General features: G+C 72.9%; 19 protein-coding genes. 8 read left to right on the top strand and 11 right to left on the bottom strand.

What is annotated here, in order from left to right:
- The first annotated feature begins 120 nt into the window (after positions 1-120).
- Entirely contained in the window at positions 121-531 is a 411-nt protein-coding gene (locus tag ABEB12_RS31120) for a MarR family winged helix-turn-helix transcriptional regulator (RefSeq protein WP_345703287.1), read from the top strand.
- Positions 532-668: 137 nt separating this feature from the next.
- On the opposite strand, the gene ABEB12_RS31115 is transcribed toward ABEB12_RS31120, so the two are convergent.
- From ABEB12_RS31115 to ABEB12_RS31100, 4 genes are all read right to left on the bottom strand, one after another.
- Positions 669-2,117 (bottom strand): rhamnulokinase, encoded by a 1,449-nt coding sequence (locus ABEB12_RS31115; RefSeq protein ID WP_345703286.1) that lies wholly within the window; start codon positions 2,115-2,117, stop codon positions 669-671.
- The gene (locus ABEB12_RS31110; RefSeq protein ID WP_185065476.1) at positions 2,114-4,147 is read right to left on the bottom strand and encodes a bifunctional aldolase/short-chain dehydrogenase; all 2,034 of its coding nucleotides are present in this window, start codon (positions 4,145-4,147) and stop codon (positions 2,114-2,116) included. The genes ABEB12_RS31115 and ABEB12_RS31110 overlap by 4 nt, the downstream gene beginning before the upstream one ends.
- On the bottom strand, positions 4,144-5,304 hold the full coding sequence (gene rhaI, locus ABEB12_RS31105) for an L-rhamnose isomerase (RefSeq protein ID WP_185065475.1): 1,161 nt from the start codon (positions 5,302-5,304) through the stop codon (positions 4,144-4,146). Before rhaI ends, ABEB12_RS31110 begins: the two co-directional genes overlap by 4 nt.
- Before the next feature lie 287 nt (positions 5,305-5,591).
- On the bottom strand, positions 5,592-6,944 hold the full coding sequence (locus tag ABEB12_RS31100) for a cytochrome P450 (protein ID WP_185065474.1): 1,353 nt from the start codon (positions 6,942-6,944) through the stop codon (positions 5,592-5,594).
- 153 nt (positions 6,945-7,097) lie between these two features.
- On the opposite strand from ABEB12_RS31100, the gene ABEB12_RS31095 reads away from it, so the two are divergent.
- A complete protein-coding gene (locus tag ABEB12_RS31095; protein ID WP_185065473.1) occupies positions 7,098-8,201 on the top strand; it encodes an FAD-dependent oxidoreductase in 1,104 nt (367 codons plus the stop codon).
- A 368-nt stretch (positions 8,202-8,569) separates the two neighbouring features.
- Here the strand turns inward: ABEB12_RS31095 and ABEB12_RS31090 are convergent, their stop codons facing one another.
- Positions 8,570-10,039, bottom strand: a complete 1,470-nt coding sequence (locus ABEB12_RS31090; RefSeq protein ID WP_185065472.1) for a ketol-acid reductoisomerase — start codon at positions 10,037-10,039, stop codon at positions 8,570-8,572.
- Between the two features lie 74 nt (positions 10,040-10,113).
- Here ABEB12_RS31090 and ilvY point away from each other — a divergent pair, with 74 nt between their 5' ends.
- Positions 10,114-10,971, top strand: coding sequence for an HTH-type transcriptional activator IlvY (gene ilvY, locus ABEB12_RS31085; RefSeq protein ID WP_185065471.1), 858 nt, complete (start codon positions 10,114-10,116; stop codon positions 10,969-10,971).
- 97 nt (positions 10,972-11,068) lie between these two features.
- Positions 11,069-11,248 carry a DUF1918 domain-containing protein gene (locus ABEB12_RS31080; protein ID WP_185065470.1) on the top strand — a complete coding sequence of 60 codons (180 nt, stop codon included), beginning with the start codon at positions 11,069-11,071 and terminating at the stop codon, positions 11,246-11,248.
- Here the strand turns inward: ABEB12_RS31080 and ABEB12_RS31075 are convergent.
- Complete coding sequence (locus tag ABEB12_RS31075) at positions 11,245-12,537, bottom strand: alpha/beta hydrolase family protein (RefSeq protein ID WP_185065469.1); 1,293 nt, start codon at positions 12,535-12,537, stop codon at positions 11,245-11,247. The two genes, ABEB12_RS31080 and ABEB12_RS31075, sit on opposite strands and share 4 nt — an antisense overlap.
- Positions 12,538-12,705: 168 nt before the next feature.
- A complete protein-coding gene (locus ABEB12_RS31070) occupies positions 12,706-13,635 on the bottom strand; it encodes an AraC family transcriptional regulator (protein WP_185065468.1) in 930 nt (309 codons plus the stop codon).
- Between the two features lie 143 nt (positions 13,636-13,778).
- Here ABEB12_RS31070 and ABEB12_RS31065 point away from each other — a divergent pair, with 143 nt between their 5' ends.
- Together ABEB12_RS31065 and ABEB12_RS31060 are read left to right on the top strand one after the other, a co-directional pair.
- Positions 13,779-14,804, top strand: a complete 1,026-nt coding sequence (locus ABEB12_RS31065; RefSeq protein WP_185065467.1) for a saccharopine dehydrogenase NADP-binding domain-containing protein — start codon at positions 13,779-13,781, stop codon at positions 14,802-14,804.
- A 10-nt stretch (positions 14,805-14,814) separates the two neighbouring features.
- Positions 14,815-15,306, top strand: coding sequence for a GNAT family N-acetyltransferase (locus ABEB12_RS31060; RefSeq protein ID WP_185065466.1), 492 nt, complete (start codon positions 14,815-14,817; stop codon positions 15,304-15,306).
- On the opposite strand, the gene ABEB12_RS31055 is transcribed toward ABEB12_RS31060, so the two are convergent.
- The 3 genes from ABEB12_RS31055 to ABEB12_RS31045 are packed head-to-tail and all read right to left on the bottom strand — an operon-like array spanning position 15,293 to position 18,061.
- Positions 15,293-17,215: an acetoacetate--CoA ligase gene (locus ABEB12_RS31055; RefSeq protein ID WP_185065465.1), complete on the bottom strand. Its 1,923-nt coding sequence runs from the start codon at positions 17,213-17,215 to the stop codon at positions 15,293-15,295. The two genes, ABEB12_RS31060 and ABEB12_RS31055, sit on opposite strands and share 14 nt — an antisense overlap.
- Positions 17,216-17,251: 36 nt before the next feature.
- Positions 17,252-17,527, bottom strand: a complete 276-nt coding sequence (locus tag ABEB12_RS31050; protein WP_185065464.1) for a hypothetical protein — start codon at positions 17,525-17,527, stop codon at positions 17,252-17,254.
- A complete protein-coding gene (locus ABEB12_RS31045) occupies positions 17,528-18,061 on the bottom strand; it encodes a hypothetical protein (RefSeq protein WP_185065463.1) in 534 nt (177 codons plus the stop codon). It abuts the gene before it with no gap.
- 127 nt (positions 18,062-18,188) lie between these two features.
- On the opposite strand from ABEB12_RS31045, the gene ABEB12_RS31040 reads away from it, so the two are divergent.
- Both ABEB12_RS31040 and ABEB12_RS31035 read left to right on the top strand, forming a co-directional pair.
- Positions 18,189-19,778: a PEP-utilizing enzyme gene (locus ABEB12_RS31040; RefSeq protein ID WP_185065462.1), complete on the top strand. Its 1,590-nt coding sequence runs from the start codon at positions 18,189-18,191 to the stop codon at positions 19,776-19,778.
- On the top strand, positions 19,775-20,803 hold the full coding sequence (locus tag ABEB12_RS31035) for a DUF7064 domain-containing protein (protein ID WP_185065461.1): 1,029 nt from the start codon (positions 19,775-19,777) through the stop codon (positions 20,801-20,803). Before ABEB12_RS31040 ends, ABEB12_RS31035 begins: the two co-directional genes overlap by 4 nt.
- Positions 20,804-21,179: 376 nt before the next feature.
- Here the strand turns inward: ABEB12_RS31035 and ABEB12_RS31030 are convergent, their stop codons facing one another.
- Positions 21,180-22,550 (bottom strand): MFS transporter, encoded by a 1,371-nt coding sequence (locus ABEB12_RS31030; RefSeq protein WP_185065460.1) that lies wholly within the window; start codon positions 22,548-22,550, stop codon positions 21,180-21,182.
- Positions 22,551-22,554: the final 4 nt, after the last annotated feature.

The following is a 22,554-nucleotide window of genomic DNA, read 5'->3' as shown; positions in this document are numbered from 1 at the left end:
TGCGCTGGCTTACTTTCAGGTGGAAGTCTTACAATCGCACAAGATTTACACAAGTACGGGGATGGCGGAATGGAAACAGCGGCGGAGCCGGCATCGGGCGGGCGCCCAGTTTGGCGCCCGGTGGAGACGCAGTCGGACGTCCGGCTGGTCCGCACGCTCACCCGGGCCGCCCGGCGGGTCACCGCCAAGGTGGAACCGGTGCTGAAGTCGGCGGGCCTGACCCTGGACCAGTGGCTGGTCATCGACGCGCTGGCCGCGGCACGCGGCTCCACGATGACCGAGCTCGCGGCCGCCACCCTGGTCACCGGCCCCACCCTGACCCGGGTCACCGACCGGCTGGTGCTCACCGCCGTGGCCTACCGCGAGGTGGACCCCGCCGACCGCCGCCGGGTCCGCGTCTACCTCAGCTCCCGCGGCCGCGCCACCCACCGCAAGGTCACGGCGAAACTGGCCGACCTGGAACAAACCCTGGTGGCCGACATCGCCGACCCCCACAACCTCCTCCACACCCTCACCCACCTGGCCGACTAACCCGCGCTCCCGCGTCGCCCGATTCAGTGCCTTCAGCACCCTGATTCAGTCACTTCAGCAGCCGCTGCGCGCCGGAAGACACTGAATCACCCTGCTGAAAGCACTGAATCAGCCTGCTGAAAGCACTGAATCGGGAGTTAGAGGCGGCGGGTGGCGGCGGTCCAGGGGGTGGCGGGGGTGCGGGGGTGGTAGTGGGTCAGGGTTTGGGTGGTGGCGACCAGGGTGCGTAGCTCGGGCAGCGTGGTGGGCGCGCTCCCTAGGGTGCGGGCCTGGATGAGGACGTTGCCGAGTGCGGCGGCTTCGGTGGGGCCGGCGATCACCGGGCGCTGGCAGGCGTCGGCGGTGAGCTGGCAGAGCAGCGCGTTGCGCGCGCCGCCGCCGACCAGGTGCACCACGTCCATGTCCCGGCCGGCGTGCTCGCAGGCCGCGAACAGGGTCCGCCGGTAGGCCAGCGCCAGGCTGTCCAGGATGCACCGGACCAGCGCGGCCGGCGTTTCCGGCACCGGCTGGTCGAGCCGTCGGCAGGCCTCCGCGATCCGGGCCGGCATGTCCCCCGGCGGCAGGAACTCCGGCGCGTCCGGGTCGACCACCGAGACCAGCGCGGGCAGCCGCCCGGCCTGATCGAGCAGCTCGGCCAGGTCGGTGCGCCGCCAGGTGCGCATCGACTCGGACAGCAGCCACAGCCCCATCACGTTGTGCAGGTAGCGCACCGTGCCGTCCACGCCGAGCTCGTTGGAGAACGAGGCCACCCGGCTGGCGTCGGTGAGCACCGGGGCGTCCAGCTCCAGGCCCACCAGCGACCAGGTGCCGCAGGAGATGTAGCCGAACCGCGCGGCGGTCACGGGCATGCCGACCAGCGCGGACGCCGTGTCGTGCCCGCCCACCGCTATCACCGGCGTCGGCCCGTCCAGCCTCGTCTCGGCGAGCACGTGGCCGGTCAGCTCGCCGGCCGGAGTGCCGGGTTCGCGCGGCTCCTGGAACAGCCCGGGGTCGATGCCCAGACGGCGCATCAGATCGGGTTCCCAGGCCCGGGTGCGTGCGCCCATCAGACCGGTGGTGGATGCCGCGGTGACCTCGGCGCCGGCCACGCCGGTCAACCAGTAGCTGATCAGGTCCGGCATCATCAGCAGCGTGCGGGCGCCGGCCAGTGCGGCGCTGCCCTCGGCGGCGGCCAGCTGGTAGACGGTGTTGAACCGCATCTCCTGCAGCCCGCTGATCGCGTACAGCTCGCCCGGCGGCACCCGCGCCGACACCCGTTCCACCGCGCCCAGGGTGCGGTCGTCGCGGTGGGAATGCGGGTTGCCCAGCAGGTCGCCGTCGGCGTCCAGCAGCCCATAGTCCACGCCCCAGGTGTCGATGCCCACCGAGACCACCGGCCCGGCGGCCCGCAGGCCGTCCAGCACGCCCCGGTAGAGGCCCAGCGCGTCCCAGAGCAGCCGCCCGCCCAGCCGAATGGGGCCGTTCCAGCAGCGGTGCACCTCGGTGGTGGTCAGCTCGCCCGGGCCGACCCGGCCGAGCACCACCCGGCCACTGGACCCGCCGAGGTCCACGGCGGCCACGGTGACCACCCGACTGGTCGAGGTCACCGGGGGAAGGCGGCCGGGACGCCGGCGTCCACCGGGATGTGGGTGCCGGTGGTCCGGGAAAGCTCGCCGCCGGTCAGCGCGAACACCGCCGCTGCCACGTGCTCCGGCAGCACCTCCCGCTTGAGCAGTGTGCGACCGGCGTAGAAGGCGCCCAGTTCCTCCTCCGGCACGCCGTAGACGGCCGCCCGCTGGGCACCCCAGCCACCGGCGAAGATCCCCGAACCGCGCACCACGCCGTCCGGGTTCACCCCGTTCACCCGGATGCCGTGCTCCCCCAACTCGGCGGCCAGCAGCCGCACCTGGTGCGCCTGGTCGGCCTTGGCGGCGCCGTAGGCCAGGTTGTTCGGGCCGGCGAACACCGAGTTCTTGCTGACCACGTACACGATGTCGCCCCCGAGGCGCTGCGCGATCATGCTTCGTGCCGCCGCCTGGGAAACCAGGAAGGACCCGCGCGCCATGACCCCGTGCTGGATGTCCCAGTCGGCCTCGGTGGTCTCCAGCAGCGACTTGGAGACTGACAACCCGGCGTTGTTCACCACCAGGTCAACCCCGCCGAACGCCAACGCCGCCGCATCCACCGCCGCTCGCACCGCGGCCGCGTCCGTCACGTCGGCGGTCACCGGCACCGCTATATCGGCCGAACCCAGCTCGCCGGCCACCCGCTCGGCCGACTCGGCGTCCCGGTCGGCCACCACCACGCAGGCGCCCTCGGCGGCCAGCCGGTGCGCGACGGCCCGGCCGATGCCCGAGCCGCCGCCGGTGACCAGGGCGACCCGCCCGGCCAGCGGTTTCGCCTTGGGCAAGCGGGCCAGTTTGGCCTCCTCCAGCGCCCAGTACTCGATGCGGAACTTCTCCGCCTCGGGGATCGGCGCGTAGCGCGACACCGACTCGGCCCCGCGCATCACGTTGATTGCGTTCAGGTAGAACTCCCCGGCCACCCGGGCGGTCCGCCCGTCCGCGCCGAAGCTGAACATGCCCACGCCGGGCACCAGCACGATCGCCGGGTCGGCGCCGCGCATCGGCGGCGAGTCCGCCTCCGCGTGCCGCCGGTAGTAGGCCGCATAGTCCTCGCGGTACTCGGCGTGCAGCTCACGCAGCCGGTCGATCGCCTCGCCGAGTGGCGCATCCGCCGGCAGGTCCAGCACCAGCGGGCGCACCTTGGTGCGCAGGAAGTGGTCCGGGCAGGAGGTGCCCAGCGCGGCCAGCGGGCCGAGCTTCTCCCGGGACAGGAAGTCCAGCACCGGGTCGCTGTCGGTGAAGTGGCCGACCTGCCGGCGGTCCGTGCTGGCCAGCCCGCGGATCACCGGCGCGAGCGCCGCCGCGCGGGCCCGGCGTTCCGCCGTGGGCAGCGGCTCGAACCCCCGCCGCACCGGGCCGAACGGCTCCGCGGTGCCCCGTTCATCCAGGAATCGCTGCGCCCTCCGGATGATCTCCTGTGACCGCGCCTCACACTCGTCGGACGTGGCGCCCCACGCGGTGATGCCGTGCCCGCCCAGGATGACCCCGATGGCTTCCGGGTGTTCGGCGGCGATGGCCGCGATGTCCAGGCCGAGCTGGAACCCGGGGCGCCGCCAGGGCACCCACAGCACCCGGTCACCGAAGATCTGCTTGGTCAGCGCCTCCCCGTCGGCGGCGGCGGCGATCGCGATGCCGGCGTCCGGGTGCAGGTGGTCCACGTGCGGCGCGTCCAGCAGCCCGTGCATGGCGGTGTCGATGGACGGTGGAGCGCCGCCCGTGCCGTGCCGGCAGAAGTCGAACGCGGCGACCATCTCGTCCTCCCGCTCCACCCCGGGGAAGACGTTCCGGAGACCGCGCAGCCGGTCCACCCGGAGCACCGCCAGGCCGCGCTCGGTGAGCGTGCCGAGGTCGCCGCCGGAGCCCTTCACCCACATCAGCTCGACCGGTTCACCGGTGGCCGGGTCGGTGCCGGTACCCTTCGCCGAGGTGTTCCCGCCGGCGTAGTTGGTGGTGCGCGGGTCGGCGCCCAACCGGTGCGAGCGGGCCAGCAGGTCCTCGACCGGGCCGCTCATGCGCCCCATCCCGCCTGCTCGCCGCCGACCCGTTCGGCCACGATCTTCTCCGCGTACCCGGACGCCCGGTACGCGGCGAGCGGGTCCGGATCGAGGCCCTGTTCGGCGCGCAGCTCCGCGAGCAGCGGCCGCACGTCGGTGGCGAAGGCGTCCATCAGCACCGCGTTGGCGCCCAGCACGTCGCCGGCCCGCTGCGCGTCGGCCAGCGCTTTCGCGTCCACCAGCAGCGCCTTCGCCGTGGCCTCCTGCACGTTCAGCACCGAGCGGATGATCGCCGGGATCTTCGGCTCGATGTTGTGGCACTGGTCGAGCATGAACGCGATTCCGGCCTCCGCACCCAGGGCGCCGGCGGCGACGATCTCGTGCATGATCCGGAACAGCTGGAACGGGTCGGCCGCACCGACCATCAGGTCGTCGTCGGCGTAGAACCGGGAGTTGAAGTCGAACGCGCCGAGGCGGCCGGCGCGCAGCAGGAACGCCACGATGAACTCGATGTTCGTGCCCGGGGCGTGGTGCCCGGTGTCGATGCACACCGTCGCCTTCGGGCCGAGTTCCACGCAGTGCGCGTAGGCGGTGCCCCAGTCCGGCACGTCGGTGGTGTAGAAGGCCGGCTCGAACAGCTTGTACTCCAGCAGCATCCGCTGGTCCGGGCCGAGCCGCCGGTAGACCTCGCCCAGCGCCTCGGCCAGCCGGTCCTGGCGGGCGCGGATGTCGTCCTGGCCCGGGTAGTTGGTGCCGTCGGAGAACCACAGCTTCAGGTCCCGGGAGCCGGTGGCGTCCATGACGTCCACGCACTCCAGCAGGTGATCGGTGGCCTTGCGGCGCACGGCCGGGTCCGGGTTGGTCACCGAGCCCAGCTTGTAGTCGTCATCCTGGAACACGTTGGAGTTGATCGCGCCGATGCGGATGCCCAGGTCCCGCGCGTAGCCGGCGAGCTTCCCGTAGTCGTCCACCCGGTCCCACGGGATGTGCAGCGCGACCGTCGGCGCCACCCCGGTCAGCCGGTGCACCACAGCCGCGTCGGCCAGCTTCTCCTCCGGCGTACGCGGCACTCCGGCCTGCGCGAACACCTTGAACCGGGTGCCCGAGTTGGCGTACGCCCAGGACGGCGTCTCGATCCGCTGCCCGCGCAGCGCCTCTCGCACGGCTTCGCTCATGTCCACGTCTCCCGCACCCGAAAGTGAAACGTTTCAACAGCTAGATGTGGCCAAGCCTACCCCGACGGCTTCCGCCCGGACCGCTTTGCTCTGCGCACAAATACGCAACACCGGCCAACGCGGATTCACATGCTGTGGCTGGTGGGGAGTTTGAGGAGACCGCCACCTGGCCGGGTCGCCGACCTGGAGGTGATCGACATCAACCTCACATACGTCTGCTCGGGGTTCGAGGTACCTCAGGTTGATGTCGATCAAGCTTCTCAAGTGAGCAATGATCAGCTCGGTCTTCAGCCGCCGACCGGCTCGGTGGGGTGGAACCAATCGCGGGGCGTCACCCTCACCGGGACGCCGCCCCTGGGCTGGTAGGTCATCGCGTACCGGCCGGCCGGCCGCGAGCCGGCCGGAGCCAGCTCGAACCGCTGCGCCAGCATTACCAGCGCCAAGCGCGCGATGGTGAGCGCCATGGGTTCGCCGATGCACCGCCGCTGGCCGACGCCGAAGGGGAAGTACGCGCCCCGGTGCCGGGCGGCCACCCGCTCCGGGGTGAACCGGTCCGGGTCGAACCGTTCGGGCTCCGGCCAGTAGGCCGGGTCGCGGTGCGCCGCCCATGGGCAGACGACCAGCTGCGCCCCGGCCGGCACGTGGTACCCGCCCAGTCGGTCGGCCTCGACGGCGGCGCGGAAGTACATGGGGAACGCCGGATACAGCCGCAGCCCCTCGGACAGCACCCGCCCCGCGTACTCCAACCCGGGCAGGTCGTCCAGGGTGGGCTCCCGGCCGCCCAGGACCTCGTCCACCTCGGCGCGCAGCCGCTCGGCGACCGACGGGTGCCGGCCCACCAGGTCGCAGGTCCAGGCCAGGCTGGTCGCGGTGGACTCGTAGCCGGCCATGAACATGGTGAAGACCTCGTCCCGCACCTGCCGGTCGCTCATCGGCCGGCCGGTCTCGTCGCGCTCGGTGAGCAGCGCGGTGAGCAGCTCGCCGCCGGAACCGGCGTGCCGGTGTTCCGAGATCAGCCGGGAGATCTCCGTGCCCAGCCCGTCCACCGCCCGCCGGTAGCCGGCCCGGCCGGGCACCGGCACCCAGCGGGGCAGGAAGAACGCGGGCAGCTGCCCGGCCATCCCGGCGAACACCCGGTCGGCCAGCCGCACCAGCTCCTCGGCCCGGCCGGCCGGCAGGTCGGCGGAGAACAGCACGCGCAGGATGACGGCAATGTCCAGGTGCAGGAACTCGGCCAGCAGGTCGACCCGGCCCGACCACCCGTCCAGTCGGCGGCGCCAGATGTCGGCGGTGACCTCGGCGGTCAGCGACATGGCCGCCGGCTGGAAGGCCGGTTGCATGAGCCGGCGCTGGCGCCGCCACAGCGCGCCCTCGGAGGTGAACAGTCCGTCGCCGAAGGCGATCCGGATGCCGTTCATCAGCCGGCCCTTGGTGTAGTTGGCGGCGTTGCCGACCAGTACCCGGCGCACCAGGTCCGGATCGGAGACGACGTACACCGCCGCGGGTCCCAGCGGAAGCCGGGCGAAGCCGCCACCGGACACCGCCGCCCGCTCGCAGACCCCCACCGGATCCCTGACCAGCCAGGGCAACGCCCCGACCAGTGGGGCCTCCGGAGCTCGTGACACCGCCACACCAGCCATGCCCACCCCTTGCCGCCACCGGGCCAGCCCGTTTCTCGCGGAACCAACATGTTAATTGCGGGATCAATGACCCGGTGACGAGGGTCATACCAAGCGCTGTCACGTACCGATCCGGTGCCCGGTCTAAACCGTGTCGAGGAGAGGAGACGGCAAGTGCACATCGTGGTTATCGGCGCCGGCTACGCCGGGCTTGCGGCGGCGAAACTGGCCGCGCGGTGGACCGACGCGCACGTCACGCTGATCAATGAACGGGACCGGTTCGTGGAGCGGGTGCGGCTGCACCAGCTGGCCGCGGGCCAGGCGCTGCGCGACCTACCGATCCGGGACCTGCTGGAGGGCACCCGGGTGCGGCTGGTGGTGGACCGGGTCACCGCGATCGACCCGGCCGGCCGGGAGATCACCCTCCGAGCCGGCGCCCCGGTGCGCTACGACCGGCTGGTCTACGCGCTGGGCAGCCAGGCGGACCTGGAGTCGGTGCCCGGCGTCACCGAGCACGCGTACCCGTTGGCCGGCGTCGAGCAGGCGCAGGTACTGCGCTCGCGGCTGGCCGAGGCGGAGGTGGTCGCGGTGGTCGGCGGCGGGCTGACCGGCATCGAGGCGGCCGCCGAACTGGCCGAGTCGCTGCCCCGCCTGCGGGTGCACCTGGTCACCGGCGGCGAGCTGGGCGACACGCTCTCCCGGCGCGGGCGAAGCCACCTGGCGCGCACCTTCGCCCGGCTCGGCGTCCAGGTGCACGAGCAGGCCAAGGTGATCTCGGTGGACGACACGGGCCTCGAGCTGGCCGGTGGCGACCGGGTCGCGGCGGACACCGTGGTGTGGACGGCCGGGTTCCGGGTGCCCGAGCTGGCCGCCGAGGCCGGGTTCGCGGTGGACCACAACGGCCGCCTGGTGGTCGACGAGACGCTGCGCTCGGTGTCGCACCCGGAGGTGACCGGCGTCGGGGACGCGGCCGCGGTGCGCCGGCCCGGCGGGCAGGAGCTGCGCATGGCCTGCGCCACCGGCCTGCCGGCCGCCCAGCAGGGGGTGCGCGCGCTGGCCGACCGGCTGGCCGACCGGGAGCCGAAGCCGATGCGGTTCCGCTACCTGAACCAGTGCATCAGCCTGGGCCGCAAGGACGCCCTGGTGCAGTTCGTGCACGCCGACGACAGCCCGCGCGAGGCGATCCTCACCGGCCGGCTGGCCGCCCGGTACAAGGAGACGATCGTGCGCGGCACCATCGTGTTCGAGCGGCACCCGACCATCCCGACAACGCTCTGAGCGGTACGGGTGCGGTTTAAGACCGACTTGGACGGCGCGGCTCGGGCTGGTCTGCCGCGGCTTGGGTGCCGCCCGTTGCGTCAACGGCCCGGCCCGAGCCAGCTTGATCGCCAACCGTGGCGGTTTAGCCTCGATTTTCGATGCTGAACCGCCACAGACAGCGATCACCACCTCGGAGCAGCCTCAGCTGTCACTCTGGTTGCGTGAGGGGTACACCATGCGGGTTTGATCTTGCCGCAAGCCCCACCATGTCCCCCTCGTGAAACGCAAGTGACGAACGAGAAGGGACGCAACGGCCGCACGCGGGCCGCGGCAGACCAGCCCGAGCCGCGCCGTCCAAGCGATCCTTAGACCGGCACCGCTCCGCTCTAAGCGACCGCGATGTCCACCGGCGGGCGCAGCTTGGCCGCGGCGGCCAGTGCTTCGTGCACCGGGTTGGCCAGGAACGCCTCCACCAGCGCGGGGTCGCCGCCGCCCGCACCGTCGGCCGCCGGGAAGACGATCTGCTCCAGCACCGCCTGGAACCGCGGGCCCCAGCGGCGCGCGCCGAGCCGGGCGGTGGTGGAGCAGTTGTCCACCATGTGCGCCACATCGCGGGCGTGCATGTACGGCAGCAGCGAGTCCACCGCCTCGATGATCGACTCGTTGACGATCTCCGACCAGGGGTGGCCGAGCTCGGCGAACAGGTCCACCTGCGCGGTCATGGTGGCCACGAACACGCCGGCCGCGAACGGGTCGACCGGCACCGCCTCGGCGCCCCGCCGGGCGTGCACCTCGGCGGCGGCGGACCACATCGGTGACCCGCTGATCGGCGTCATCGGGGTGGACCGCAGCCGCTCGCCGGCGAGCACGACGCTGCGCAGCTCGGTGCCGTCGGCCACCTCCTGGTAGATCTCCGCGATCAGCTCGCGGGCCGGGCGGTAGCCGGCGGCGTACGCCCGGTCGAACACCTCGCGGCCCTCACCGGACAGGGCGTCGCGGACGCCGAGCAGCCCGTCGGCGGAGATGGCCCGGGCGATCGGGCCGGTGATGTTCTCGCAGGACCGCCGGTACGCGGCGACCGGGTCGGCGCCGGCCAGCCGGGCGCGGGTGTAGAGGCTCTCCACGATGCCGTGCACCGCGCCGAGCAGGATGGCCCGCTCCCCCACGATGTCGGACAGGTACTCGTCGCGCAGCGTGGTGCGGAAGGTGTAGGGCGCGCCGAGCGCGATCGACCAGGCCAGCGCGCGGTCGGTGGCCCGCCCGTCGTGGTCGGCGTGCACCGCGAAGCTGGCGTTGATGCCCGCGCCGTTCACCCGTGCGCCCTGCACGTACAGCCGGCGGACCGAGTCGCCCATGCCCTTGGGGCACACCGCGATCACGCTCACCCCGTCCGGGAACCGGTCGCCGGTCTCCTTCAGGTAGCCGAGCAGGAAGCCGTGGGACAGCCCGAGCGTGCTGCCCGGGCGCAGCGCGGCGAAGATCTCCGGGTAGTGCCGGGCCACGGCGGCATCCGCGACCAGCAGCAGCACCAGGTCGCTGTCCGCCGCGACGGCCAGCCAGTCGCCCAGGGTGCCGTCCTCCTCGGTGAACCCCTCGGCGCGCGCGGCCGCCGCCGATGCGGACCTGGGGCGCAGCCCGACCGTGACGGTGATGCCGCTGCCGGCCAGTGAGTCGCGCAGGTTCAGCGCCTGCGCCCGGCCCTGCGGCCCCCAGCCGAGCACCCCGATCCGGCGCACCCCGGCGAAGCCCTCCACGAGCGAGCCGAACAGGTGCCGGCCGCCGCGCACGATGGTCTCCTGGCCGCCGGGCACCGCCATCGTCTCCACCGGGAAGACCGCTGAGCTGAAATCCGTCATGGGAATTTCCTACGTCCCGGGTTAGCCTTCCGACAAGCGCAAGAACCGCAACGCCGCGTTTCGAAGGAAGAAATATGCAGGCCTACCGTGATCTGCGGCTGTTCCTCCGGGTGACCGAGACGCTCAACTTCGGGCGCAGCGGCCTGGACTGCCACGTCAGCCCGGCCACCCTGACCCGGGCCATCCAACGGCTGGAGGCCGAGGTGGGTCAACGGCTGCTGGACCGGGGGCCGCGCGGCGTCGCGCTCACGGAGGCCGGCCTGCGGTTCCGCGACTACGCCCGGGACACGTTGGCGCTGTGGGACCGCTACCGGGAGGGCGACCGGCCGGCGGAGCGCCTGCGCGGGCGGCTGTCCGTGTTCGCGACGGTCACCGCCTGCCACGCCATCCTGCCCACGCTGCTGCGGCCGTTCCGGGAGGCGCACCCGGCGGTGGGCCTGGACCTGTACACCGGCGACGCGGCCGCCGCGCTGGCCCGGCTGGACGAGGGCGCGGTGGACCTGGCGGTGGCCGCGCTGCCCGACCGGCTGCCCGAGCCGATCGTCAGCCGGCCGGTGGCCGAGACACCGCTGGTTTTCGTGACGGCGGAACGGAACGCGGACTGGCGGGCCGGGCCGTTCGTGCTGCCCAGGGGCGGCCTGGCCCGGGCGGCGGCCGACCGCTGGCTCCGGGCGAACCGGCTGCACCCGGACGTGGCCGCCGAGCCGGACGGGCACGAGGCGCTGCTCGGCCTGGTCGCCCTCGGCTACGGCACCGGGATCGTGCCCCGGCTGGTGCTGGACACCAGCGCGGTCGCCGACCGGCTGGTCATCCTGGACGCCGACCCGCCACCGGACCCGTTCACCATCGGGCTGTGCGCGCGGCGGGTGGACCTGCACCGGCCGCTGGTGTCCGCGCTGTGGAGCACGGTGCCCGGCGGGGCGCCCCGCTGAGCGGTTCCACTCCCTGGACGCCGCCACTACGCTGGTTTGTCCGGGCCTGGCCGGCACCGGCCTCGGCCGGGTCCCCGACCCACGTAGGGAGGCCCAGATGCACGCCAGCACCGGTGACCGGATCGTCATCGAAACCGCCACCCTGGACGCGCAGCGCCGCCAGGGCGAGGTACTGGAGGTGATCGGCGACGGCGACCAGCGGCACTACCGGGTGCGCTGGCAGGACGGCCACGAGTCGGTCTACTTCCCCGGCCCGGACGCGCACGTCCTGGGTTAGTTGTCCGAACTACCGCTCTCGGTGTCCGTGCGCCTCGACGCCCGGGCCTGGTTCACCGGCACGCCGAACACCACTCGCTCCGCCTCCGGCGAGGCGAACATGCTCTCCCGGTCGTGGCCGGTGCCGGAGACCTGCGCCCGCTCGTGCGGCGCGCCGGGGAACTTGGTCCGGATGTAGTTGAAGTAGTTGATGCTGCGGATCAGCCGGTTCTTCCCCTGCAGCATCGCGCCGCAGTCCTCGTCCAGCGACTCGTCGCCGGTGTCCGCGCCGCCGCTCAGGTACATCACCCTGGCGTGCGTGTAGCGGGAGACCAGGTCCGCGTCCGACACCTCCTTCATGTACCGCACCCGGTTCTTCAGGCCGTACTTGTAGTCGTCGTACTCACCGCACGAGCCGACGCTCACCGGCCCGAACTTGATCCCGCCGCCGGAGCCGGCCAGCGGCCGGTCCGGGGTGAAGTACAGGTAGGAGGACGGGTTGGCCACGATGAAGTTGAACTGCACGCCCCGGGTCTGCGCCGGGATCTTGCCGCCGGCCGCGTACCGCTGGGTGAACTGGCCGCCGGCCGAGTGGCCGCCGAGGGTGACCCAGTTCAGGTTGGGGAACCGGTTCTTGTCCACCAGCCTGGCCATGATCAGGTCCATCACGTCGAACGAGCTGAGGTTGCCGCTGTCCGAGTCGCCACCCTCCTTCCAGGCCTGGTCGGGCCAGGTGACCTGGCCGGCGCCGGGGTTGTCCTCCTTGGTCTGGTAGGACGGCGCGATCACGATGGTCTCGGCGTTGGTCTTGGTCCGCACGGCCTCCGCGCGGATGCCCTGGAAGCTGGACTGGGCGTTGCGGCCGGCACCGTGCACCATGATGATCGCGTGCGTGATGGCGGGGCTGCCGTCCAGCGAGTAGTTGCTGTAGTAGGCCACCTTGCCGGCGTTGGTGGTCAGCAGGTTGCGGCAGGAGGTCTTCCCCGACGCGGCGCACTCGGTGCCGGCTGACGCGGCCGGCAACGTCGCGGGTGGCCCGGCCGCGGGCGGCACAGCCGCGGGTGGCACGTTCGCGGGTGGCACGGCGCCGGCGTCGCCCCAGGGGGCGGCGGCCGCGGGCTCGGTGCCCGGCTGGGGTGCCGGGGGCACAGGGGGCACGGGGGGCACGGCCACGTCGGCCGCTCCGGGCGGCTCCGGTGCGGGTGCGGTGACCGAGTGCGCGGCGGGCCGCAGCGGGGCCGGCGACCCGGCGGGCCGTACCGCGAGGACCAGGCCGGTCATCGCGCAGGTGGCGGCTGCGGCGGTGACCACCCACCAGAGGCCCCTCGGCCGCGTCCTGCTTCCGTGACGACGAGCGCTCATTCCTGCCGAGTACCTCCTCACTGATCAAGGAGTTTAGGCAGTGATCGTTACTTCCCGTGGCGTTTCCGAGCCATTGCCACCCGGAAGCGCCGGGACACCCCCGACCGAAGGAATGGACTAGCGCCGCTCGGTAGCCTTCCGGTACCCGCCGGGAGCGGTGCCGAACTCCCGCTTGAAAGCCTTGGCGAAGGCGAACTCGGAGGCGTACCCGGTGCGCGTCGCGACGGCGTGCAGCGGCGCGTCCGACTCGCGCAGCATGCGGGCCGCCAGAGTCATCCGCCACCAGGTCAAATAGGCCAGCGGTGGGCGGCCGACCAGGGCGCTGAACCGGCGGGCGAACGCCGCCCGGGAGAGCCCGCCCTCGGCCCCCAGCCGTTCCACCGTCCACTGCCGGGCCGGGTCGCGGTGGATGGCCCGCAGGGCCGCGCTCACCGGGGCATCCGCCAGCGCGCCGGCCCACCCGATCGGTACCCCCTGCGCCACCTGTTCGGAGTACCAGGCCCGCAGGATGTAGAGCAGCAACATGTCCAACAGGGCCGGCACGATCACGTCGCTGCCCTGGCCCGGGCGGTCCAGCTCACTGCCCAGCAGGTCGACGGCGGCCCGCAGCTCGGTGCGGCTGCCCACCCGGGCGGGCAGGTGGATGAACCGGGGCAGCTCGGCGAGCAGCGGGTGCGGGCGGCGCTCGTCCAGCAGGTAGGCGCCGCACAGCATCACGGTGGCCCCGACCGGCCCGCCGGCCGCCGAGGGCGGGCCGGCCAGCGCCTCCGACAGCGAGCTGACCGGCACCTCGGCGAGCGGTGTGTCCGGGTCGTCGGCCACGGCATAGTCGATCACCTGGGGCAACAGGCACACCACGTCGCCCGCGCCCAGCCGCACCGGCTCGTGGTCCTTCGGCAGCAGCCAGCAGGAGCCCTCCAGCACCACGTGGAAGCCGGCGGCGGAGACCGGCCGGAAGCGCATGGCCCAGCCGCCGGCGCGCCGCGTCCGGTTGGAGTGCGGCCGCCCGGTGCGCATGGCGGTGACCGCGTCGCTGAGCACGTCCAAGATCGCCGCCTCTCGGCCGGTCCGAACAGCTCTTCCAGGCTAGCAAGACGATTGGACATAAAGGTGAGCCGTTCCACCATGGATCGTGCTCTTGGGCGTTCATATCGTCGAAACCATCAGTTCCCGATGATCGGAGAAGCAAGATGACCGTCGCGGTTTACGGCGCGAGCGGGTTCACCGCCAAGCTGGTGGTCGGCGAGCTGCGCCGCCGCAACATCGACCCGATGCTGGTCGGCCGCGACGCCGGCCGGCTGCGGGACACCGCCGAGCGGGCCGGGCTGCCCGCCGACGCGGTGCGGACCGCCGGGCTGGACGACCCGGGGGCGCTGGCCGGGACATTGCGGGGCGCGTCCGTAGTGATCAACTGTGTGGCGCCGTACGAGCGGTTCGGCGAACCGGTGGCCCGGGCCGCCGTCGCGGCCGGGGTGCACTACGTCGACCTAGCCGGCGAGCAGCCCTACGTGATGCGCCTGTTCGAAACGCTCGCCGGGCCGGCCGCCGACGCCGGGGTGAGCGTGGTCCCGATGGTCAACGACGGCGGGTTCCTCGCCGACCTGCTCGCCGCCGCGACCGCCGTGACGCTCGACCGGGTGGACGAGGTGGTGCTGGTGCACCGGCTGTCCGGGCTGGGCGCGCTGTCGCGGGGCAGCGGGCGGACCGCGCTGGCCAACCTGGAGTTCTTCGCCACCGGCGGCCCGGTCTACCTGGACGGCGAGTGGCGCCCCGACGAACCGGCGCGCACCACCGAGTACCGGCTGCCCGGGGCCACCGAGCCGGTGCCGGTGGTGAAGTTCGGCGTGCCGGAGATCGCCACGGTGCCCCGGCACGTGCCGGCGCGGCGGGTCGAGGCGGTCACCACGGCCGAGGTGGCCGGGCTGTTCTCCTCGGTCACCCCGGAGCTGGTGGAGAGCCTGCCCGAGGGGCCGGGCGAGGACGTCCGGGGCTCCGACGAGTTCACCGTGGTCGCCGACCTGCGCGGCCCGGGCGGCTCGGCCAGGGGCGTACTGACCGGCGCGGACACCTACGGCACCACGGCCGTCGCGGCGGTGGAGGCGGCGCTGCGGCTGCGCGCCGGCGGGGCGCCGGCCGGGGTCCTCGCCCCGGCCCAGGCGTTCGACCCGGCGGAGCTGCTCACCGCGATGGGCGCGCACGGCGTGAAGTGGACCTAGCCTCGAAACCATGAGAACGGCTCGAGAGGACGACTTCCCGGAGATCATCGAACGCATCCAGCGCTGGTGGGACGACTCGCGCACGCCGGAAGAGTCCCAAAAGCTGTCCCTGCTGCTGCCCCGGCTGTTCCTGCAGCACTTCGCCGGGACCAGCCTGGTGCTCGCCGACGGCGACGGGATCTACGGCTTCCTGGTCGGCTTCCACTCCGCCGACCACGCCGACGAGGCGTACATCCACTTCGTCGGTGTGGACCCGGCCCGGCGGGGTCAGGGGCTGGCCCGCGAGCTCTACGCGGCGTTCTTCGAGCGGGCCGGGCGGGCCGGACGGAGCACCGTGCGGGCGATCACCTCACCGGGCAACACCGGCTCCATCGCGTTCCACCGGGCCATGGGGTTCGAGCTGGAGCCGGGTGACCGGGAAGCCGACGGCGGCGTCCCGGTCCGCGACGACTACGACGGCCGCGGCCAGCCCCGCGTGTGCTTCCGGATCAAACTGCCCTGAGGCGGGTCCGGGCGAAGTCCAGGTACCAGTCCAGCGACTCGGGGTTGGCCAGGGTGCTCGGGTCCACCGTCTTGCCCGGGTCGTGCCCCATCAGGATGCGCTTGATCGGGATCTCCAGCGCCTTCCCGCTGAGGGTGCGCGGCACGGCCGGCACCGTCACCAGGCGGTTCGGCACGTGCCGGGGCGAGCAGTCCCGCCGGATCCGGGCGCGCAGCTCGTCGGCCACGGCCTCGGTGAGCTCGGCGCCGTCGGCCGGCACCACGAACAGGATCATCTCCCCGTCCCCGGTGCCGTCCGGCGAGGGCACGTCCACCACCAGCGCGTCCGCCACCTCGGGCACCGCCAGCACCGCCGCGTAGATCTCCGCCGTGCCCATCCGGATGCCGGCGCGGTTGATCGTCGCATCGGACCGGCCGAAGATCACCGAGGCGCCGTCGGGGGTGAACCGGATCCAGTCGCCGTGCCGCCATACCCCGGGGAACATGGAGAAGTACGAGTCCCGGTAGCGCTCGCCGCCCGGGTCGTTCCAGAACTTCACCGGCATGGACGGCATCGGCTGGGTGACCACCAGCTCACCCACCTCGTCCACCACCGGGCGGCCCTGGTCATCCCAGGCCTGGGCGTCCACGCCGAGCAGCTTGGCCTGCAGCTCACCCGCGCGCACCGGCAGCAACGGCGAACCGCCGACGAAGCCGCAGGCCACATCGGTGCCGCCGGACGCGGAGCACAGCCAGATGTGCTCCCCCACCGCGTCGCTCACCCACCGGTAGGCGTCCGGGGCCAGCGGCGAGCCGGTGGAGCCGATGGCCCGCAGCCGGGCCAGCTTCCGGCCTTCCCGGGGGCGCAGCCCGCGCTTCATGCAGCCGTGCAGGTAGGCCGCGCCGGTGCCGAACATGGTGATGCCGGTGTCGTCGATCAGGTCCCACAGCACGCCGAGGTCGGGGTGGCCGACGCTGCCGTCGTAGATCACCGCCGACACCGGCGTGGTCAGCGCGCCGACCACCAGGTTCCACATGATCCAGCCGGTGGTGGTGGTCCACATGACCCGGTCACCGGGGCGGGCGTCGTGGTGCAGCCGCCAGGTCTTCTGGTGCTCCAGCAGCGGGCCGCCGTGGCCGTGCACGATCGCCTTGGGCAGCCCGGTGGTGCCGCTGGAGTAGACGATCCACAGCGGGTGGTCGAACGGAACCCGCTCGAACTCCAGCGGTTCGGCGGTGGCCGGGAAGGCCTCGTCCCAGTCCTCACCCAGGAGCACGGTGCGGCGCAGGGTGGGCAGCGCGGCGCGCAGCTGGTCCACCACCTCGGACCGGTCGAAACGCTGGCCGCCATAGTCGTAGTGGTCCACCGCGAGCAGCACCGCCGGCTCCACCTGGGACAGCCGGTCGATCACGGTGCGCGCGCCGAAGTCCGGCGAGCAGCAGGACCACACCGCGCCCAGCGAGCTGACGGCGAGGAACGCCGCAATGGTCTCCGCCGTGTTCGGCAGATACCCGACCACCCGGTCACCCCGGCCGACGCCCATCGCGCGCAACCCGGCCCGCACCCGGGCCGTCTGCTCCCGCAGCCGGCCCCACGTCCACTCCACCGGCGCGCGGCCCTCGGCGGCGGCCACGACGGCCACGCCGGCGTCGTCCCGGTCCCGGAACACGTGCTCGGGGAACGACAGCGCCACGTCCGGGAACCAGCGCGCGCCAGGCATCGAGCGGTCGGCCAGCACGGTGGACGGGTCGCCGTCGGCCCGGATGTCGAACCAGCGCCACATGGTGGCCCAGAACCGGGGCAGGTCGTCCACCGACCACCGCCACAGCTCGTGGTAGTCCGCCGCGCCGACCTGACGCAGCAGCCGGGTCATCTCGGCCGAGGCGACCAGGTCGGCGGGCGGGGTCCAGATCGGCGCGCGGTCGGTCATGCCGGCCAGCCTCGCCGACGCTGGTCAGGCCGGCAACTAGAACGGGCGCAGATAAGGCGTGGTCCACGGCTCGGCGGCCGCGTACCAGAACAGCTGCAGCAGGTAGCTGCCGTAGAACGCGGCCCACACCGGCATGGCACCGAGCACGATGCCGCGCCACATCCGCTCCGCGCCGCCCCACCCCTGGACGGCGGCCACCTGGGCCCGCACCTGGGTGGCCACGCCACCCTCGGCGGCCCCCGCCGGCGGCGGCTCGCGCGGCGCGACGACACCGGAAGGGCCGGCGTCCGCCGCCTCGGTCCAGCGCTGCACCTAGGCCAGCAGGATCGCCGAGCCGCCCAGCAGGCCGGCGGCGAACCAGAAGTTGGACCAGGGGAAGCCGAGGACCATGAACTCCGGCCGCTGGTGGTAGGTCCAGATGCCCAGCACGTGCACCACCGGGATCTCGTAGATGCCCACGCCGACCGCGCCGGCGGCCAGGATCAGCAGGTGCCGCCAGGCGCCGAACCGCCGGCGCAGCGCGGCGTCGTTGCGCGCCCACAGGATGGCCGGCAGGGCGAAGCCGAGCGCGTAGTTCATCGGGATGGCCAGCGGCTCGAACACGCCCTGGTTGTCGGTGCCCGGGATGGGGACCAGGTGCTCGTTGAACGTGGCGTGGAAGAAGCCGTTCGTGGTGTACGCCCAGTCGTAGGCCCAGACCAGCGTGGCTCCCACGAAGGCGCCGAGGTAGAGCGGCCGGCGGAGCTTGATCACCCAGACCAGCGCGGCGAGGTAGAGCACCACGCTGACGGCTTCGAACACCCGGATCGTGGTCTCCGTCCCGGTGAAACTCGCGGCTAGCGTCATTGCTCACTCCTCATCAACCACTGGAAGGAGGCGTACCGCTTATTGACGCTAGCGTAAACTAAACTTGCCAGTGAAACCATACGTCATTAGATTTGCTTCTCCACACTCAACGGGGAGCAGCCACGCCATGTCCGATCTTCTCGATCACGACACCTGCGAGCCTGGGGTGACGTGGACGACCGGCAACGTAGCCGAGGCCTTCCCCGGCGTGTTCACCACGCTGGGGTTCACCTTCATCCACGAGCCGACGGACCGCGCGGTGCGCACCATGTTCCACCGGCTCGGCGTGTACACCTCGGCCCAGGTTGGGACCCGGGAGCGCATCGAGGACCAGTTCTTCACCGCGTTCGCCGGGCGGGCGGCCACCAACATCGACCAGTTCCGGGACGTCGCCGGGCTCATCCCCGGCACCTCGGCCAGCGCGGTGGAGCAGCAGCTGTTCGGCTACGTGCGGCCGGAGACGGTGAACCACAACGTCTACCACCGGTACCCGGCGATCGCCGCCAAGGCGCCGTACGCGATCGCCACGCTGCCCCGCCGGCACGACGCGATGTTCGCCGACCTGCGCCGCTGGCGGCTGGCCCAGCTGCGGGTGCTGCCGGACGCGGACGAGCCGACCGCGCTGCGCCTGCTCGCCGACGCCCGCCGCCGGTTCGAGGACATCATGGAGCTGCACATGGTGGTGGCCTTCGTCAGCTCCGGGCTGGCCGACCGGCTGGCCGCCACGCTGGCGCGGTACGACCTGGCCGGGCTGGAGGCACGGCTGCTCTCCGGGGTCGGCTCGGACGAGAACGAGGTGGCCAACGACCTGTGGCTGCTGGCGCACGAGCGGCTCCCCCTCTCCGAGTTTCTGGACCGGCACGGCTACCACGGCCCGAACGAGGGCCAGCTGTCCGGTATCTGCTGGCGGGAGGACCCGTCACCGATCCTGGCCCGGCTGGCCGACCTGCGGAAGATCACCGAGGACAGCCCGCGCGCTCCGCGCCAGCGCAGCGCCGAGCAGCTGCGCATCCGGCGGGAGGCGGCCGCCGAGCTGGCCGCGCGCACCGGCCGCCTGCGCGGCCGGGCGATCACCGCACTGACCAACGCGACGGCCCGCTTCCTGGCGCTGCGCGAGCAGGGCAAGGCCGGCTACCTGCTGGCCTTCGACGTGGCCAGGGCCGCCGCCCGCCGGGCCGGCGACCACCTCACCGCCCGCGGCGTGCTCGCCGAGCCGGGCGACGTCTTCCACCTCAGCTACCAGCAGCTGACGGGCCGGCCCGACGGCGACCACCGGGACCTGGTCGCCGAGCGCCGCGCCCGCTACCAGGAGCGGCTGGACCTGCGGCTGCCCAGCTCGTGGGTCGGGGTGCCGGTGCCGACCAAGGTCGCCGAGCACACGGTTCCGGAGGCCGGCGAGCAACAGGTCATCACCGGGCTGGCGGCGAGCGGCGGGGTGGCCGAGGGGCGGGCCAGGGTGGTGCGCGATCCGGCGACCACCGACCTGGACGACGGGGACATCCTGGTCTGCGAGACCACCGACCCCAGCTGGGTGTCGCTGTTCCTGGTGGCCGGCGGGGTGGTCACCGACCACGGCGGCATGCTCTCGCACGGCCCGATCGTGGCCCGCGAGCTGGGCCTGCCCTGCGTGTGCGGCACCAACGACGGCAGCCGGCGCATCCGCGACGGCCAGCGCATCCGAGTGGACGGCGACCAGGGCAAGGTGGAGATCCTTTGAGTTCCGATACCAACACGTCCTTCTTCATGAACCCGCAGAAGGCGGGCTTCGGCAGCTGCACCGCCGAGGACGAGCTGCTGCACCGGGAGCTGAACCGCACGCTCACCGACCCGGACCTCACCGAGACCCAGTTCCTCGGGTTCAGCGTGCCCTCGGCCGGTCTGCACTCGCTCTGCTACCTGTGGGCGCACCCCAACCTGCGGCTGCTCACCGGCGGCGTGTGGGCCTGGCGGGGGGTGAAGCCGAACGCGCTGGCCAGCGAGCTGTTCGACATGCGCCAGTTCATGCCCGACACCCCGCTGCGCGACGGCGACCTGGACAAGTTCCAGCTGGCCAACGGCTACCACGTCGAGCTGGTGGAACCCCTGCGCGAGCTGCGCATCGGCTACGAGGACGCGGCGCGGGGCAACGCCTTCGAGGTCACCCTCACCGCGATCATGCCGCCGGCCGTGCTGCCCAGCAACCGGCACTTCGACCAGGCGATGCGCACCCGCGGCTGGGTCAGCCTGCGCGGCGAGCGGCACGTGATCGACGGCTACACCGTGCGCGACCGGTCCTGGGGCGAGAACCGCACCGAGGACCCGCGCGCCATCCCGCCGGTGCACTGGCTGACCGGGGTGGTGGACGACGACTTCGCCTTCCACCTGATGGGCATGGAGCGCCCCAGCGACGGCCCGATCTGGCGGGACATCTACCCGGTGGACGACTCACTCCCCGAGGCCACCAACCGGGGCTGGATCTGGCGCGACGGCGAGCTGCTCGGCCTCACCTCCGCCTCGGTGCGCACCAGGTGGGACCGGAGCACCGGCTACCCCACCGCGCACCGGGTGACCATGACCGACACCCAGGGCCGGGAGTACACCCTCGACGGCGACGTGGTGGCCAGCAACAACTGGAGCGCCTGGTCGAACGCGTTCCTGGTGATCGGCCTGACCCGCTGGACCCACGAAGGCCGAACCGGCTGGGGCGACTCCCAGATCGGCGCCTGGACCGACTTCGTCCACGCGCTGCATGCGGGTGGTTGAGTTCTACAGACGGCTTGGACGGTCGGGCTTGGCTGGTCTGCCGCGGCCTCAGTCGCCGGCCGCGCGTCCCGGGCTCGACGGCGCGCCTCTGGTTACTTTCTGTAGCGACGGTGGGCAGCCGGGAGGCCGACTCGGGGCGCCATTCCATCGAGTGCAACACCAGTCCGGTCCAGGTCATGATCGAACCGGACTCACCTTGCTCTCGATGAACAGAGCGAGCCCGAACCCCCGCCAAGCCGTCACGCACCGTAACCCAAGCCGGCGACTCACCGCCGACGAAACGTCACAGGCGGCGCCGAACCGCGGGAGACCAGCCACGCCGCGCCGTCCAAGCCATCTTTAGAACCCAGCCACCGCCCAAGCCGCGGGTCGGCAATCAGCTCAAGCACCGGCGCTCCCGGACCAGGGCCACCCACAAACCGCCGAGCAGGGACAGCGCGCCGGCGAGCAGCAGCGCCGCGTCGGCGTCCAGCCAGGCGGAGACCACCACGGCCGCCGTGACGCCGACCGCCGAACCCAGGTAGCGCGCGGTGTTGTTCACCCCGGACCCGGTGCCGGCCAGCTCGGCCGGCACGCTCTGCACGGCCAGCCGGGCCAGCGCCGCATTGACCAGTCCGCTGCCCGCCCCGGCCACGGCCAGCCCCAGGAGCAACCGGGGCAGCGGGTAGGTCCCGGCCGCCAGCCCGTAGCCGGCCACCACACCCACCCCGCACAGCCCCAGCCCGACCGCCAGCTGCGCCTGGCCGCCGAACCCGGCGGGCAGCCGGCGGGCCAGCAGCGCGGTCAGCACGGAGACCCCGGACCACACGGCCACGATGCCGGCGCTGGCCAGCGCGCCGTAGCCGTGCCCGCGTTGCAGCACGGTGGGCAGGTAGGACATGAAGCCGATCACCGAGAGCCCGGTGAACAGCGCACCGACCGTCGCCGCCCGCAGCAGCGGCGCGCGGAACAGCCCGGGGCGCACGATCGGGTGCCGGGCCCGGCGCTGCCGGATACCGAACAGGGCCAGCAGGCCGAGGAAGCCGACCAAGCAGGCCAGCACGCCCGGCTGGGTCCAACCGGTGCGCCCCCCGGTGAGCGCGGCGACCAGGCAGGCGATGGCTCCGCTGAGGGCGAGCGCGCCGAGCACGTCCAGGCCCTCCGCCCGCCGTTGCACCGGCGCGTCGGCGGGCAGCCGCCGGGAGGCCGCGGCCAGTGCCAGGGCGGCCGCGGTGAGTACCGCGTAGGCCAGCCACCAGCCGCCGAGCAGTCCCAGCCCGGCCGCGAACAACGGCCCCAGCGTGATGCCCGCCCCCAGCGCCGCGCCCCACAACCCGGTCGCCCAGGCGCGCCGGGGACCGCCCGGGAAGGCCTGGCCGATCAGCCCGAGGCCGGCCGCGAGCAGCGCCGCGCTGGCCAGCCCCTGGGCGGTGCGGGCGGCCACGAACGCGCCCACCCCGGGCGCCACCGCGCAGCCCGCGGTGGTCAGCGCGAACCCGAGGCCGCCGGCCAGGAACACCCGGCGCAGCCCGTAGCGGTCGGCCAGCCGCCCGGCGAGCAGCAGCGAGGCGGACAGCCCCAGGTTGATGCCGCCCAGGATCCACACCTGGCCGGTGATGCCGGCCCCCAGCGCGGTGGCGGTGGCCGGCAACGTGCCGATCGGTGCCGTGTAGTTCATCAGCACCAGCAGCGTGCCCAGGACAACTATGCCCAGCGTGGTGCGCGCCGGCGCGCTCACCTCCGCCGCCTCTCCGACAACCGCGCTCATGACA

It is taken from the genome of Actinospineispora eucalypti (assembly GCF_039543365.1).
GTDB lineage: Bacteria > Actinomycetota > Actinomycetes > Mycobacteriales > Pseudonocardiaceae > Pseudonocardia > Pseudonocardia eucalypti.
Note: the sequence above shows the minus strand (reverse complement) of the source record. Positions and strands in the feature narration are given on the sequence as shown.